Annotated in this window: 14 protein-coding genes and 1 tRNA gene; 8 read left to right on the top strand and 7 right to left on the bottom strand. The window is 64.6% G+C overall.

Features of this window, described 5'->3' with window-relative positions:
• Positions 1–34 precede the first annotated feature (34 nt).
• The 8 genes from KM135_RS02705 to KM135_RS02740 all read left to right on the top strand — a co-directional run bounded on the left by KM135_RS02705 (position 35) and on the right by KM135_RS02740 (position 10,079).
• Positions 35–1,498 (top strand): NAD-dependent succinate-semialdehyde dehydrogenase, encoded by a 1,464-nt coding sequence (locus KM135_RS02705; protein WP_221712364.1) that lies wholly within the window; start codon positions 35–37, stop codon positions 1,496–1,498.
• 159 nt (positions 1,499–1,657) lie between these two features.
• Entirely contained in the window at positions 1,658–2,593 is a 936-nt protein-coding gene (kce, locus tag KM135_RS02710; protein WP_221712366.1) for a 3,5-dioxohexanoate:acetyl-CoA acetone transferase, read from the top strand.
• 252 nt (positions 2,594–2,845) lie between these two features.
• Positions 2,846–3,865: a DUF8021 domain-containing protein gene (locus tag KM135_RS02715; RefSeq protein ID WP_221712368.1), complete on the top strand. Its 1,020-nt coding sequence runs from the start codon at positions 2,846–2,848 to the stop codon at positions 3,863–3,865.
• Positions 3,862–5,652: an SMP-30/gluconolactonase/LRE family protein gene (locus KM135_RS02720; RefSeq protein WP_221712369.1), complete on the top strand. Its 1,791-nt coding sequence runs from the start codon at positions 3,862–3,864 to the stop codon at positions 5,650–5,652. Before KM135_RS02715 ends, KM135_RS02720 begins: the two co-directional genes overlap by 4 nt.
• Positions 5,649–6,359, top strand: a complete 711-nt coding sequence (locus KM135_RS02725; protein WP_221712371.1) for a nuclear transport factor 2 family protein — start codon at positions 5,649–5,651, stop codon at positions 6,357–6,359. The genes KM135_RS02720 and KM135_RS02725 overlap by 4 nt, the downstream gene beginning before the upstream one ends.
• Positions 6,356–7,147 carry a nuclear transport factor 2 family protein gene (locus KM135_RS02730; protein WP_221712373.1) on the top strand — a complete coding sequence of 264 codons (792 nt, stop codon included), beginning with the start codon at positions 6,356–6,358 and terminating at the stop codon, positions 7,145–7,147. Before KM135_RS02725 ends, KM135_RS02730 begins: the two co-directional genes overlap by 4 nt.
• Positions 7,144–7,938 (top strand): nuclear transport factor 2 family protein, encoded by a 795-nt coding sequence (locus tag KM135_RS02735; RefSeq protein WP_221712374.1) that lies wholly within the window; start codon positions 7,144–7,146, stop codon positions 7,936–7,938. The genes KM135_RS02730 and KM135_RS02735 overlap by 4 nt, the downstream gene beginning before the upstream one ends.
• Positions 7,939–7,943: 5 nt before the next feature.
• Complete coding sequence (locus tag KM135_RS02740) at positions 7,944–10,079, top strand: PQQ-dependent dehydrogenase, methanol/ethanol family (protein WP_221712375.1); 2,136 nt, start codon at positions 7,944–7,946, stop codon at positions 10,077–10,079.
• 70 nt (positions 10,080–10,149) lie between these two features.
• Here the strand turns inward: KM135_RS02740 and KM135_RS02745 are convergent, their stop codons facing one another.
• The 7 genes from KM135_RS02745 to KM135_RS02775 all read right to left on the bottom strand — a co-directional run bounded on the left by KM135_RS02745 (position 10,150) and on the right by KM135_RS02775 (position 15,973).
• Entirely contained in the window at positions 10,150–10,476 is a 327-nt protein-coding gene (locus KM135_RS02745) for a hypothetical protein (protein WP_221712376.1), read from the bottom strand.
• A gap of 443 nt (positions 10,477–10,919) precedes the next feature.
• The gene (locus tag KM135_RS02750; RefSeq protein ID WP_221712377.1) at positions 10,920–11,519 is read right to left on the bottom strand and encodes a histidine phosphatase family protein; all 600 of its coding nucleotides are present in this window, start codon (positions 11,517–11,519) and stop codon (positions 10,920–10,922) included.
• 5 nt (positions 11,520–11,524) lie between these two features.
• Complete coding sequence (locus KM135_RS02755; protein ID WP_221712378.1) at positions 11,525–12,025, bottom strand: GNAT family N-acetyltransferase; 501 nt, start codon at positions 12,023–12,025, stop codon at positions 11,525–11,527.
• A gap of 33 nt (positions 12,026–12,058) precedes the next feature.
• Positions 12,059–14,164: a PQQ-dependent dehydrogenase, methanol/ethanol family gene (locus KM135_RS02760; RefSeq protein WP_221712382.1), complete on the bottom strand. Its 2,106-nt coding sequence runs from the start codon at positions 14,162–14,164 to the stop codon at positions 12,059–12,061.
• Positions 14,165–14,890: 726 nt separating this feature from the next.
• Positions 14,891–14,967: transfer RNA gene (locus KM135_RS02765), tRNA-Pro, on the bottom strand.
• 105 nt (positions 14,968–15,072) lie between these two features.
• Positions 15,073–15,549, bottom strand: a complete 477-nt coding sequence (locus KM135_RS02770) for a hypothetical protein (RefSeq protein WP_221712383.1) — start codon at positions 15,547–15,549, stop codon at positions 15,073–15,075.
• Entirely contained in the window at positions 15,536–15,973 is a 438-nt protein-coding gene (locus tag KM135_RS02775; RefSeq protein WP_221712386.1) for a hypothetical protein, read from the bottom strand. The genes KM135_RS02770 and KM135_RS02775 overlap by 14 nt, the downstream gene beginning before the upstream one ends.

The raw sequence follows: 15,973 nt of genomic DNA on the forward strand, positions 1-15,973 counted from the left end.
TCTGTGGCGGCCGAGACAGACATCGGAGCCATTTGTGGACCAGAGCCAGCGCAACGCATCCGTTACCTACAAGCCGCTGCTGCGGTCTTCGGCCTATATTGACGGCAAATGGCTGGACTCGACGGACGGCAAGACGGTTGATGTGACCGATCCGTTCACCGGCGGCGTCATCAGCACCATCCCCGCGCTCGAAGCCGCGCAGATCCAGCAGGCGATCGACGCCGCGCAGCGCGCCTTCCCGGCCTGGTCGCGCACCCCGGCGCGCGAGCGCGGCAAGATCCTGCGCAAGCTGCTCGAGCTCATCAACCAGCATCGCGACGATCTCGCTCGCCTGATCACCTTGGAAAACGGCAAGCCGCTCAAGGAAGCCTATGGCGAGGTCGATTATGGCGCCGGCTTTGTCGAGGTCTATGCCGAGGAAGGCCAGCGCGCGCTCGGCGAGATCATCCCCGCGCCGGTGCCGGGCCGCAAGCTCTATGCCGAGAAGGAGCCGCTCGGCGTCTCGGTCGCCATCACGCCGTGGAATTTCCCGCTGGCGATGCTGACCCGCAAGTTCGCGCCCGCGCTCGCCGCCGGCTGCACGATGATCGCCAAGCCCGCCAGCCAGACGCCGCTTGCCGCGCTGGCGCTGGCGCAGCTCGCCGAGGAAGCGGGCGTCCCGGCGGGCGTGTTCAGCGTCGTCACCGGCCGCGCCAGCCTCATCGGCGATCTGTTCACGAAATCGCCCATCGTCCGCAAGCTGAGCTTCACCGGCTCGACCGAGATCGGCGTGCAACTCATGGCAGCTTGCGCGCCGACCGTGAAGCGGCTTTCCATGGAGCTGGGCGGCAATGCGCCGATGCTGATCTTCGACGATGCTGATCTCGGCACGGCGGTCGACGCGGCAATGATCGCCAAGTTCCGCAATTGCGGACAAAGCTGCATCGCGGCCAACCGCATCTACGTCCAGAAAGACATCTACGACGCCTTCACCAAGACCTTTGCGCAGCGCGTCGCGGCGATGAAGCTCGGCGACGGTTTGGAGATGGATACGGACATCGGCCCGCTGATCGACGAGGCCGCGGTCGAGAAGGTCAACGAGCATCTGGACGAGGCACTGGCCGGTGGCGGCAGTATCCTCGCTGGCGGCCGGGGCGAGGGCCGTCTGGCGCCGCCCACGCTCGTCACCAACGTGAAGAGCGATGCGCTGCTGACCCGCGAGGAGACCTTCGGACCGCTCGCCGGCATCGTCGCCTTCGAGACCTATGACGATGCGATCCGCCTCGCCAACGACACGCCGTTCGGCCTCGCTTCCTATGTTTGCGCGACGAGTGGGGAGACGATCCACAAGGCCAGCCGCGACATCGAGAGCGGCATGGTCGGCATCAACACCGGCCTGATCTCGACCCCTTATGCGCCGTTCGGCGGCGTCAAGCTGTCGGGCATCGGCAAGGAAGGCTCGGCCCATGGCTTGGACGAGTATCTGAACCTCAAATATGTTTGCCATGCGGGGCTTTGATTAAAATCCTCCCCAAGCTCGTCTTGGGGAGGGGGACCGTCGAAGGCGGTGGAGGGGAAATGGCGCAACGCTGGATTTTCCCCTCCACCACCGGCTTCGCCGGAGGTCCCCCTCCCCGAGCAATCTCGGGGAGGAATTTGCACGAAAGGAGAGGCCAAAATGCGCCGTTCGAAGAAAGTCATTCTGACCTGCGCGCCGACGGGGTCGATCCACACCCCGTCCATGTCGCCCTATCTGCCGATCACGGCGGAGCAGATCGCGCAATCGGCCATCGAAGCGGCGGAAGCCGGCGCGACCGTGCTGCATCTCCATGCCCGCAACGAGGCGGACGGCAGCCCCAGCCCCAAGGCGGCGGACTTCGAGCGCTTCCTGCCGCGCATCAAGCAGTCGACCGACGCGGTGATCAACATCTCGACCGGCGGGAGCGCGATGATGTCGCTGGACGACCGGCTCGAAGGCGCCAAGACCTTCAAGCCCGAGGTCTGCTCGCTCAACATGGGACCGCTGATCTTCGACTTCAGCGCCGCCGGCAAGCGCGTCGAGAACTGGCAGCACCCCTGGGAGAAGGAGTATGTCGAGGGCTCGCGCGGCCGCATCATGTACAATGACAATGTATATATCGAACGGATCATGACCGAGGTCGGTCAGGCCTTCGGCACCCGGTTCGAGTTCGAATGCTATGACATCGGCCATCTCTACAATCTCGCCCATTTCGCCGACAAAGGCCTCGTGAAGGCGCCGTTCTTCATTCAGGGCGTGTTCGGCGTGCAGGGCGGCCTCGGCGCCGATCCGGGCAATCTCGCCTATATGGTCTCGGTCGCGGACAAGCTGTTTGGCGAGGATTACATGTTCTCGGCCTTCGCCGCCGGGCGCATGCAGATGCCGTTTGGTACATTGAGCGTCATCAACGGGGGCCATGCGCGTGTGGGCCTTGAGGACAGCCTCTTCATCGGCCGTGGCGAGCTGGCCAAGTCCAATGCGGAGCAGGTCCGCAAGCTGCGCGTCGTGATCGAGAATCTCGGTTACGAGGTCGCCACCCCGGCCGAAGCGCGTGAGATGCTCGGCCTCAAGGGCGGCGACAATGTCGGCTTCTGAGCCGGCCCAAGCCACACCCAATGGGTTTATTTTGCAGAAGGTTGCGCCCGGTCGTGCGCACGCAGCAGCACCCTGATTGATCCAGCCGGACGCGCGTGTCGGCTCATGTGGAAATCGTTGCCTTCATCCACTCCCGTCACGTGACAAGCACTGTGCGCTGGCTCATGGTTTGCCTCGCGACTCTGCCAAGCCCGACCGCGATGCGGAACCGGGCATGCGAGGCTGGCGCGGACATGAGGGAGGGGAAACCTGGTGCGAAACAAGCTTCATCGCTGGCGTGGCCGGCTGCTGGCCGTCGCGAGCGCGGCGGTTCTGGGGGCGATGCCGGCGGGTGCGCAGGCGCCGGGCGAGAAAAGCGCCGTCAACATCCCTACCTGCGACCGCGCCTGCCTCATCGGCCATGCCCGCGACTATATGGACGCGCTGGGCAGGAAGGACCCCAAACGCGCCAAATTCGCGGACGATGTGCAGTTCACCGAGAACAATGTGATCGTGCCGATCGGCAAGGGTCTTTGGAATTCCATCAGCAAGGTCGCGCCGACCGGCATGGAAGCGGCCGATCCGCTGACCGGTCAGGCTGCCTGGTTCGGCGTCGTCTGGGAACATGGCGAGGCAGCGATCTATGCGATGCGCATCCATGTCGAGGACGGCGAGATTGACGAGGTCGAGACCGTCGTGCATCGCAAGACTGGCCTGCCGGCGCCCTTTGGCGATCCGGACAAGGTGCAGCATCACCCCGCGTTCAACGAGGTTCTTCCGCCCGAGCGGCGGGTCTCGCGCGCGCGGCTGATCGCGGTCGCGCAGAGCTATTTCAACACGGTCGAGCGCAATGACGGCACGGTGTTCGCACCCTTTGCGGACGATTGCGGGCGCCTCGAAAACGGCATCAGCACCACCGCCGCGCCGCAGAGCGGGGGCGGGGCAGGCAATGCCACGGCGATCGCGCTCGGCTGCGTCCCGCAGTTCAAGCTGGGCATCTACCGCATCAACAAGCGCATCCGCGAGCGGCGCTTTCCGCTGGTCGATGAGGAGCGCGGCGTCGTCGTCGCTTCCGGCTTCTTCGATCATGACAACGAGGTCATCACCTACAAGCTGACCGACGGGCGCGAGATGAAGACGGCGCTCAAATGGCCCAACAGCATTTCCCTGCTGGAAGCGTTCCGCGTGCGCGACGGGCAGATTCAGGAGATCGAGGCGGTTTTCACCTACGTCCCCTATTTCCAGCATAATCCCTGGGCCACAGGCCGCGAGCATGGGGAGGCAGGCGAATGAGCCGGTCGATGATCCGCTTCACGCTGGCAGCGGCCAGCCTTGCCCTCATGCCCACCACCGTACAGGCGCAAAACTGTGACGTGGCCTGCATGACTGATCTCGCCAATCGCTTCATGGACGCGATGATCAAGAGCGATCCGCGCGGCCTGCCGTGGGGCGATGCCGTCGGCTATGCCGAGAACAGCACCAAGGTGCGCATCGGCGAGAGCAGCTGGGTGACGATCAAGGGCCGCGCCAAAGCGCCGCTCATCGTCGCCGATCCGCAGACCAGCCGCGTCGTCTGGCTCGGCTCGATCGACGATCATGGCCAGCCCGGCTTCTATGCGATGGACATGCAGGTGAAGGGCGGCAAGATCACGCAGGTCCAGTCCGTGATCCGCCGCAAGGAAGGGCGCCAGCCCTTCGGCGATCCCGTGACCTATGCGCCGGACAAGAAATATGCCGCCAACGTCCCCGCCAAGGCCCGCCTGCCGCGCGGACAGATGACGGCAATCGTCGATGCCTATTTCGCGGCTATGAAGTCCAACGGCGCGACCATCGGCGTCGCGTTCGATCCCGCTTGCGCAGTCATCGAGAATGCCGTGCGCATGACCGGCAATCTTCCTGCAACCGCCGGCGCGCAAGCCAGCTGCGAAGCCTCGCTGCGGCGCGGCCTCTACGGTGAGCTCGAGGATCTGCGCCATCAGGTGCTGGCGATCGACGAGGCGCGGGGTCTCGTCGCCGCCATCGGTTATCGCGACATGCCCGCCGCCAAGATCAGCTTCACCGCGCAGGATGGCTCCACCTATCCGGCCGAAGCCAAATATCCGCGCACCATGGGCTTCGTGAGCGTGTTCAAGATCGAGGGCGGCAAGATCGCCCGGATCGAGTCCGTCACCAACGAAGTCCAGTATCTGACGCCCGCGCCCTTCGCCCGCAAACCGGCCAGGGACGTGGTGCTCGACGATACCGGCGCCTTCCCCGAGAGCGCCTCGGCGGACGCTGCGGGCAATCTCTATGCCGGCAGCTTCAAGGGCACGATCTACCGGGCGCTTCCCGGCGCCGACAAGGCGATCGCCTGGATCCGCCCGGATGAGACCAACAAGCTGAACGCCGTACTCGGCGTCCTCGCCGACGAGAAGGCGAATACGCTCTGGGCCTGCTCGATCCCGATGGGCAAGGCTGGCGCGGTGTCCGCGCTGGTCGCGTTCGATCTCAAGACCGGCGCCTTCAAGCAGCGTTACGAGCTGCCGCAGCCGGCCAGTGCCTGCAACGACATCACCATCGCCGAGGACGGTACCGCTTTCATCGCCGAGACCAGCAACGGCCGCATCTTCACCTTGAAGCCGGGCGCGAGCGAAGTCGCGCTGCTGGTCGAGGACAAGGCGCAACTCGTGGGCGTGGACGGCATCGCCTTCAGCGAGGACGGCACGCTCTACGTCAACAATGTGCGTCAGAACACCATGCTGCGCGTCAACCGCAAGGCGGACGGCAGCTTCGCCAGCCTCACCAAACTCACCGTCTCGCAGCCGCTCAGCGGCCCGGACGGGCTTCGGTCGATCGGAGGCAATCGCTTCCTGCAGGCGGAAGGGCCGGCGGGGCGGATCAGCCTGCTGACCATCGAGGGCGACATCGTCACGATGAAGGTGCTGAAGGACGGCATGGACGGCGTCCCCGGCGTCACCAGCATCGGCAATGTCGCCTACGCGGTCGAGAGCAAGGGGCGCTTCCTGTTCGATCCCGCGCTCAAGGGGCAGGATCCCGGCGCCTTCACCTTGCGCGCCGTGCAGATCGGAGGGCTGAAATGAGAGCTGTCATCGCAGCGATGATCGGGGCGGGCCTGCTGGCTACGACCCCGGTCTGCGCGCAGGGCAATGTCGACGCGGAGATCGCCGCGCTCACCCTGCGCGTCCAGAAGCTGGAGGGCGCCCGCGCCGTCAAGAAGCTCCAGCGCGCCTTCGGCTTCTATGTCGATCGCGGCCTGTGGGACGACGCGGCCGATCTCTTCACGGACAACGGCACGGTCGAGATCGGCGTCGATGGCGTCTATGTCGGCAAGGCCCGCATCCGGGATTATTTGAAGCGCCTCCACGGCAATCAGGACGGCCTCATCTACGGCCAGCTCAACGAGTGGGTGACGCTCCAGCCGGTCGTCGACATCGCCGCCGACGGGCGCAGCGCCAAGGCGCGCTGGCGCGATCTCGGCATGCTCGGCCAGCACAAGAAGCATGCCGAGTGGCGCGACGGCATCTACGAGAACGACTATGTGAAGGAGGACGGGATCTGGAAGATCAAGTCGCTCCATCTCTTCGTCAACTTCGTCGCGCCGGTCGAAAAGGGCTGGGCGCGGCTCAAGGCGGGCGAGGGCGTGGCGCAAAGCGCTGCGAGCAAGGCCTTTCCGCCCGATCGCCCGTCGACCGTGCGCGGCGGCAAATCCTTCCCGGATACGCAGATCCCCGCTTTCCATGGTCCCAATCCGGTCACCGGCCGCACCATCACGGAGGCCCCGAAATGAGCCTGCGCACTCTCATCAAGGCCGCACTCCTGCTCGGCCTCGCCGCGCCGCTGGCCATGCCCGCCGCCGCGCAGAACGACGTCCGCTCGAAGCTCGCGGCCTACAAGCATCGCGTGATGCTGCTCGAGGATCAGGACGCCATCGAGAACCTGCAGGCGACCTTCGGATATTATTTCGACAAGGGCCTGTGGAACCAGGCAGCCGGGCTGTTCACCGCGCGCGGCAGCTTCGAATATGGCCAGCGCGGCGTCTATGTCGGCCCCGCGCGCATCCAGCAGGCGATGCTCCTGTTCGGGCCGCAGGGCCTCGCCAAGGGCCGCCTCAACAATCACATGATGCTCCAGCCGATCGTCGTCGTCGCGCCGAACGGCCAGACCGCGACCGGCCGCTGGCAAGGCATGGTGATGCTCTCCGAGCCCGGCCAGAACGGCAAATGGGGCGTTGGCATCTATGAGAATGAGTATGTGAAGGAAGGCGGCGCCTGGAAGCTCTCCAAGCTGCATTTCTACATGACGGCGCTGACCGATTACGATCTCGGCTTCGCCAAATATGCGATCCAGATGGACGGGCCGAGCGCGCTCTTCCCGCCGGATCAGCCGCCGACGGAAGTCTATCGCTCCTTCCCGAACGCCTATTTGCCGGCCTTCAGCTATGATCATCCGGTCACCGGCAAGTCGCTCAAGACCCTGCCGATGGCGGGCGACGACATTGTCGGCCGGCCCGATCGCGGCATGGACAGCGGCCCGCGCGAAGAAAGCAGCGCCGCAAGGGGGATGAGGCAACAATGATGACACGCTCGCATGTCGCCGCGGCCCTGCTCGCCGCCTCGCCGCTGCTCGGCGCAGCGCCCGCCATCGCCCAGTCCGCGCAGGACAAGCTCGCCGAGCTGGACAAGCGCATCACGCGCCTCGAGGATCTGAACGCCATCGAGCGGCTCCAGCGCAGCTATGGCTATTTCGTCGACAAGAGCCAATGGGTGCCGCTCTCCGAGCTGTTCACCGAGGACGCGACGCTGGAGATCGGCGGCAAGGGGCTCTTCCTCGGCAAGAAGCGCGTGCTCGAATATATGCAGACCGCGTTTGGCAAGGACGGCACCAAGCCCGGCTCGCTCGCCAATCATATGCAGTTCCAGCCCATCCCGGACGTGAGCGCGGACGGCAAGACCGGCTGGATCCGCTCGCGCGCCTTCGTCATGAGCAATGGCGGCTGGGGCCTCCCGCTCTATGAGAACCAGTATCGCAAGGAGGAAGGCGTCTGGAAGATCAGCCGCCTGACCGGGCCGTTCACGATGTACACGAACTGGGACGGCTGGGGGAAATGGGCCATGAACAACACCTGGCCCGACAAGTTCGATCCGCCGCCGGATCTGCCGCCGTCCTTCGTCTATCTGACCTATCCGGCCTATTACATCATTCCGTTCCACTATCCGAACCCGGTGACCGGCAAGTCCTTCCCGATCGAGAAGGCGGACATCGGCGCGCATGCCGCGCCGCCGGGTACGAAGGTGCAGCAGGACTGGTCAACGATCGGCCGGCTTGTGGACGGCTCGCAGCCGATCGGTGAACCGCCCAGGGAATGACGAGGATGACGATCTGGAAGAAGCCGGCCGCGCTGATCGGCGCGCTGGCGCTGTGCCTGTCTGGTCTCGGTCTCGCCGTCGCGCAGGAGGGGAAGCAGCCCGCCGCCGTCGACAGCGCGCGCATGGCCGCGCAGGACAAGGACGGCAATGACTGGCTGCATGACGGGCGCACCTACAGCGCCCAGCGCTATTCGCCGCTGACCCAGATCGACGCGTCGAACGTCAGCCGCCTCGGCATCGCCTGGTATGACGAGCTGGACACGTTCCGCGGCGTCGAGGCGACGCCCATCTATGCCGATGGCGTGCTCTACAACATCCTGCCCTGGAACATCGCGGTCGCCTATGATGCCCGCACCGGCAAGCGGCTGTGGACCTACGATCCCAAGGTGCCGCGCGAATATGGCCGCTACACCTGCTGCGAGCCGGTGGCGCGCGGCCTCGCCATGTGGAACGGCAAGATCATCATCGCCACGCTCGACGGCCGCCTGATCGGCCTCGATGCACGGACGGGCGCGCCCCTCTGGTCGACCCAGACCGTCCCCAAGGACATGCCCTATACGATCACCGGCGCGCCGCGCGTGTTCGATGGCAAGGTGGTCGTCGGCAATGCCGGCGGCGATCTCGGTATTCGCGGCTTCGTCTCGGCTTATGATGCGGACACCGGCAAGAAGCTCTGGAAATTCTTCCTGACTCCCGGCGATCCCGCCAAGGGCGCGGACGGCGAGGCCTCCGATCCGGTCATGGAGATGATCCGCAAGACCTGGTCGGGCGACTACTGGAAGCTCGGCGGCGGCGCCAATCCGTGGGACAGCATTTCCTACGATCCCAAGCTCAAGCTCGTCTATGTCGGCACCGGCAACGGCTCGCCGCTCAGCTGGTATCATCGCAGCGCCGGCAGGGGCGACAATCTGTTCGTCTGCTCGATCGTCGCGCTGCACGCCGAGACCGGCAAATATGCCTGGCACTATCAGATGGTGCCCGAGGAGGACTGGGATTACACCTGCACCTCCTCGATCGTCAGCGCGGACCTGAAGATCAAGGGCAGGATGCGCCAGGTCATCATGCAGGCGCCCAAGAACGGCTTCTTCTACGTGATCGACCGCAAGACCGGCCAGTTCATCTCGGCCGAGAAGATCGCGCCGGTCAACTGGGCGACAAGCATCGATCCCAAAACCGGCCGCCCGAACATCAATCCCGCCGTGCATTATGATCAGGACCCGGTGCTGGTGATGCCGGGGCCGGGCGGGGCGCATAACTGGTTCCCCATGGGCTACAGCCCGCGCACCAAGCTCGCTTATCTGCCGCTCTACGAGTCCGGCATGGTCTATGCGCTGGATCGCAACTTCGTGCCCAAGCCGTTCCGCTCGAACGCGGGCTGGGGCGGCTATACCGGCGAGGCGCTCAAGAAGCGGATCGAGCTGATGAAGGAGGTCGCCGCGATGGACAAGGCATTCCTCCTCGCCTGGGATCCGGCGACGCAGAAGCCGGCCTGGAAGATCCCGCTGCCGCGCCACGGCAATGGCGGCGTGATGATCACGGCGAGCGATCTCGTCTTCGAGGGCACCACCAAGCAGACCTTGTCCGCGTTCGACGCCCGCACCGGCAAGACCCTGTGGGATTATCCGATCCAGAGCGCACCGGTCGGCGGCGTGATCACCTACATGCTCGATGGCGTGCAATATATCGCGGTCAATGCCGGCTGGGGCGGCGGCGCGGCGCAGGTCGAGCGCGGGCAGGGCATCGAAATGCCGCGCGCCTCGGCCCGCCTCGTCGTCTTCAAGCTCGGCGGCACCGTCCAGCTCCCCGCGCTCAAGCCCGAGGAAAAGGCGCCTGAGCCACCGCCGCTGACCGCCAGTGAGGCAACGATCACGCGCGGCGCCCAGCTCTATGCGCAGACCTGTCAGGTCTGCCACGGCGATCAGGTGATCGGCGGCGTCAAGGACCTGCGCAAGATGACCCGCGAGACCCACGGCAAGTTCAACGACATCGTGCTCAAGGGCATCTACGCCGACAAGGGCATGGCCAGCTTCGCCGACCTGCTGAAGCCCGACGAGGTGGATGCCATCCACGGCTACATCATCGCCCGCTCCAACGAGGACTGGGGCCGCTCGCGCGAAAGCACGGGCGACGGGCCGCACTGAGCGGCGTCCGGCAGTTCACGAAGAGCCGCTGAGCGCTTCTGCCGAAGGCGTGGCGAACAGCTGACAATCGCTAGGCGCTTGCCTTCTCGTCATCCATCGTCGCGAAAACGGCGAACGCGACGAGGCCCGCGGCGGTGACCAGCGGATTGCGGATCACGAAGCGCAGCGCCGCATTGGCGATCCTGGGGGCGAGGGCGGCCACTGCCATCTTGGCGAGCGTGCTCGGCTCTTCGTGCTTGAGCGACTGGACGAGCGGCTGCGCGGCCTTGGCGCCGGTTCGAGCGGCGGCGGCGCTGGCACGCTTCACGGTCTGCGCGACCTTCTTGAGTCGCGGCTGCGGGGCAGCGGTCTTCACGGTCTTGCGCGGCGTCTTGGCGATGGCGGTGTGCTGGTTCACGGGCGGCCTCTCTCGATGCGGATCTGATGATTTCAGAACGTCGCGAGAGGGACGTCGTTCCCGAGGGCATGTCCGCCTGATGGCTGCTTCAACCCAACCCCAGCAGTGCTCCTGCGAAGGCAGGAGCCCAAGGCGGCTATGCTCGTCGATTGAGCCCCGGGCTCCTGCTTTCGCAGGAGCACAAGGAATTGCCTGTCCTACAGCCCACATTCCATGGCAGCCTTCCATCCTCGCGCAGAACTACCGCGCGAGCTTCCGCTCCTTCTCATCGTCCAGAAAACCGCCAAACCGGCGGGCCGTTCTCGGCCCCGCGCCGACTTTTGCGGAATCACCATGCGCGATATGCGCGACCTTGGAGAAGTTAGGAGGCCAACCCCTTGAAATCGCGTGATCCGCAAATTGCCCGGGTAACCGCTAAATCCCCCAATGGAGGCATTTGCCCGTCAGACGATCGCCGCAGTGCAATCGATCTCGACAATCGCGCCCGGATCGAGCCGGTAAATCACCCCCTGCGGCACCGTCAGATTGAACGCCTCCTCCTGCGGCAGGCTGGCGTGGAGCTTGCGCAAAACCCGGCTGGCAACCCCATGCGATACCACGACTCGGACTGCCGCCGTATGATCGGCCACACGCTGGAGCGCCGCCGCCAGCCGCGCCTCGAAGCCCTCATAGCGCTCGCCGTCCGGCGTCTGGAAATGCCAGCTGTTGCTGGCGAGCTTGCTCCAGCCGCCGTTCGTCTCCCGATCGACTTCCGCCCCGGTCTTCCCGTCCCACGAGCCGAGACTGATCTCGGCAAGGCCATCATCGATGATCGGCGCGGAGGCGATGCCGGCTTCCTCTGCAATATAGCCCGCCGTCTGCAACGCTCGCCCGCGCGGGCTGCTGAACAGGGCCACATTCTGCGGGTCGATCAGGTCGCGCAGGGCCTTGCCCATCGCGCGGGCCTGCGCCGCGCCGCGTGTCGTCAGCGGGGAATCCAGCCCGCCCTGAAACCGGCGCGCGACGTTGAACTCGGTCTCGCCGTGGCGAATGAGGTAGATCATTGGGGCTATCGAACCATCAGCTGATAGGGGATGCGGGTGCCGCCGATCTCGTGGAAGCCGGGTTCGGTCGGCAGGAAGCCGAACGAGCGATAAAAGTCCACGGCATTCAGCGTTGCGCGCACGCGAAGGATCGGCCGGCCGGCGGTCCGGGCATCGAGCGTACAGGCATCGACCAGCAGGGAGCCGATGCCCTGGCCCTGCGCGGGCGGCACGACGAAGGTCGAGAGGATCTCGCCCTCCGCCCATGACGCATAGCCGGCGACCATACCCTGCATTTCGGCAACGAGGAACTGATCGCCTCGCGCCAGCGCCCGCTCGAAGGCGCGCTCGCTGTTCGCGCCTGCCAGCACCGCGATGTGCTGCGCGGTGTAGTGCGAAGAGAAGTCCTCCCGCAGGCAGATATCCTTGATCATCTGGATCAGCGCCACGTCATCGGGCCGGAGCGAGCGGACATGAGCATCCCGCCGCGGTCGCTCACCGGGCGTCGGCTCCTCGCGCAAATTCATATCGGCACCCCCACAGTGCGTGGCGCGCCGGTCCTACCAGTCTTCCTGCGCGCGCGTGATCAGATAGCCGTGAATGTCCTTCGCCTGCGCTTCGGTCAAGGCGCTGCCGAAGCCCGGCATGCCTTTTTCTGCCCGCGCGCCATTGAGCACGATATCGAGGAACTGGTCGTGCGCCGCCTTGCCCATCTTGCGCAGGTCCCGGATGCCGCCGACCGCATTGTCGCCATGGCAACGATTGCAGCCATTGCTGGTGAAGAGCTCCGCCCCGCGCCGGAAGGTCTCGGTCGGCACGCGCTCGGTCGGCAGCCAGGCTTCCTCGGTCTCCGCCTTCATCGGCGGCAGGGTCACGCCCTTGGCGTCGAGCTTGAAGACCAGCAGCTTGGCGGTCGCATATTTGAACGGGCCGTTCCTGGTGAGGTTATAGGCGGGCGATCCGTTCCACCCCGCATTGATCGCGATATATTGCACCCCGTCGATCATATAGGTGATCGCGCCGGCATGGCCGCCCTGATCGACGTTCATTTCCCAGAGCTTCTTGCCCTTGTCGGCGCTGTAGATGGCGATGGTCTTGTTGACCGTCGCTTGCACCAGCAGATTGCCCGCTGTCGTCAGCACGCCGCCTGAGCCGGGATTGTCATAAGGGACGCGCCAGGCTTCCTTGCGGGTCGCCGGGTTCCAGGCGATCAGATAGGCCTTCTCGGTCGCGACGGCCTCGGCCATCAGCTTCTTCCGCAGGTCCGGATGGCTCGTATAGTCCTGCCCGGTGTTGTTGCGGCCCTTGGCGTACTGGTACTTGCCGTCCGCCGCGCGCGCATAGACCGATCCCTGCTCCTGCGCGGGCCAGTAGACGAGGCCGGTCTTGGGGCTGTAGCTCATCGGCTGCCAGCTATGCGCGGCCATCCAGCTCGGGCTCATCAGGTGCGGCGTGGTCGTGTTATGCGCGCCGGGCTGCAGCACCGGACGGCCGGTCTTCGCATCGACATGGCTCGCCCATGTGTTGACCGAGACATAGTTGTCGCCGGAGATCAGCTTCCCGTTGGTGCGGTCGATCACATAGAAGAAGCCGTTCTTCGGCGCCTGCATCGCGACCTTGCGAACCTGTCCCTTGATCTTGATGTCGGCGAGCACGATCGGCTGCGTGCAGGTGTAATCCCAGTCCTCCTCGGGCACCATCTGGTAGTGCCACTTATACTGGCCGCTCGTCGCATCGACCGCGACCATCGAGCAGAGGAAGAGATTGTCGCCTTTGCCCTCGCTGCGGAAATGCCACATGTGCGGGCTGCCATTGCCGGTGGCGATGTAGACGAGGTTGAGCTTGGGATCATAGGCGAAGCTGTCCCACGCATTGCCGCCGCCGCCCGCTTCCCAGAACTTGCCGTGCCAGGTCGGCGCCGCGATCTTCATCGCGCTGTCCGATGCTTCGCCGTCCGGACCCTTGGCCGGGTCCGTGGGCACGATGTAGAATTTCCAGAGCTTCTTGCCGGTCTCGGCGTCCCAGGCGGTCACGAAGCCGCGCGAGCCATAGTCCGCGCCGCCATTGCCGATGATGACCTTGCCATCATAGACGCGCGGCGCGCCCGTGATCGAATATTCATAGCCCGGCGGGAAGGTCTGCTGCGTCCAGGCCTCCTTGCCCGTGTCCTTGTCGACCGCGATCAGCCGCCCGTCGAGCGCGCCGATGTAGATCTTGTTGCCCCAGGCCGCGATGCCGCGCGCGGAGGGGCCGCAGCAGGCCAGGCGCGCCCATTCCTTCCCGACCTTCGGATCGAAGGTCCAGAGCTTCTTGCCGGTCTTCGCGTCATAGGCGGTGACGACGTTGAAGATGGTGACGTTGTAGAGCGTGCCGTCAATGACCAAAGGCGTTCCCTGCACGGCACGATAGGTATCGAGATCGTCGTACCAGGCGAGGCCGAGGCGCTGGACGTTGCTGTCGTTGATCTGCGTGAGCGGCGAGTAGCGCTGCTCGTCATAGGTGCGGCTGTAGCTGCCCCACTGGCCGGGCTGGTTGTCCGCATCGAGCATCCGCTGGTGCGTGAGGCCGGCATTGCCGCCATTTTGCGCGGTCGCATGAAAGGCCGATGCCCCGAAGGCGCCGAGCGCGGCGATCGCCGCCAATGCGCTGAGCAGACGCTGTCTCATATCCTCTCCCCTTGGCCCGTCCTGCCGCGCTTTCCGGGAGCTGCGTCGCGGACGAATGCAACGATGCTATGCCGCAGCGCCCTCGCGATGCCAACGCTCTCGGCTGGCCCCGTCCGGACTTTTCCTTGACCCGGCTGGCTGCGTAGATGCTCCAACAATCACTCAGCTGGCGTCGGCGAGCTAAGCAAAATGCATATTCCAAACATGCAGATCGTATGGCTTCACCGATACGGTGACCACCATTCTAGTATGATGAAACGAACTTCGATTCCATCAGACTAGAGCAGCGTTTCGGCCTTAAAATTTTCGAAACTGCCGAACAGAATTGGCGAGCGTCTTCGCGATCGAAGCCGCGAAGCTTCAGTCTCCTGAGATACCTGCCTCCGTCACAGCGTCTGAGCGGACGCTGTCATGACGTTGATCGAAACCAACGCCTCATTGGTGCCGATGTTCTCAGTCTCACGGGGTTCAAATCTCGCACGACGCTCTATCGTCGCGCCCGGAGCAGCAACTTTCCGTTTCCATGCCATAGCTCAAGAGCCTTCAACCCCCGCGCGAATGAGGTCATCGGGCTTTGCGAATCCGTCGGCCTCGGCTGGAAATTTTTGATGCACCTTGTTGCTGCGGGATGCATTTTTCTTTCAAAGAACTGCACCACCAGCGCGCCATCGAGGAGAATGTCCCGCGAACTGGCGGGATAAGTGCTGGCCAGGTCATTAAAATCGTTGGTCGGGACGAGAGGATTCGAACCTCCGACCCCCACACCCCCAGTGTGATGCGCTACCAGGCTGCGCTACGTCCCGACCGGAGGGCGCCTCCTAGGCGTATCGGACGGAAGTTGCAAGGGGAGGTCCGGCGATGCGCACGATGCCGGGTAGGGCATCGCCGGACCCGGCGAGCGTCACGGCTCATAGCACCGTGATATAGCTCGCCATATAATCGAAGAAGACATTGAGCCGCGCGCGGGCGCTGCGGGTGAGGGCGATCGTCCGCAGATCCTCATTCTCCGCGTCAGGCTCGATGGTGACGAAGCCGAGCGTCCTGGCATGCTGGATGCGCGGCGAGAGCGACGCGGAGCGGGACACGCCGAAATCCGCCGGACGCTCCGTGCCCATGCGACGACTGAGCCATTCATGAATCATGAGATCGACCAGGAAGTCGAACGTCTCGGACGGAATGGGCTCCGGAAAATGTTCGGCCAGCTTGACCTTGAAGGTCACGAAGATGCGTGCGGCGGAGAAATAGTCGATCTCGCCGCGGCTGAACGCCAGCGGATTGTCCTCATGGCCGGCATGCGGAATCCTGGCGATCTGCGCGCGGATGGAATCGAGAAAAGGAATGGGCGGGTCCGTCTTGTCGCCAAGCCTGGTGTCACGCGAGGTCATAATGGGTTTTCCGTAGGCGATCTCGATAGATGCCGAAAATCATGACGAGCTGTCCCGGGATCGCCCACATCCCCTCATAGCCCTGATAGACGATCGCCGAGAAGGCGGGGTCCACGGTCGTCGCCACATGCGCCACCACGCTATTGAGCTGGAAGGCGGCGACCCAGATGGGCCACCAGCGCATGCTCTTCGCCGCGATCACATACATGGCAAGGAACGTCACCAGATCGATCGCCAGCACCGCCAGATTGGTATCGACCCAGAAGAGATGGGACCAGTAGGAGCGCATCAGATGGTTCGCGAGCAGTGTCGCGAGCGAGGCGAGAATGATGATGAGCGTGGTCCACCGACCTTCCCAGCCGCCAAGCAACAGCGCGTATATGCAGGCGGAGAGACTCATGGACCAGAACAGGATTGCGATCAT

The organism is Sphingobium xanthum (genome assembly GCF_019737615.1).
Classification (GTDB): Bacteria; Pseudomonadota; Alphaproteobacteria; order Sphingomonadales; family Sphingomonadaceae; genus Sphingobium; species Sphingobium xanthum.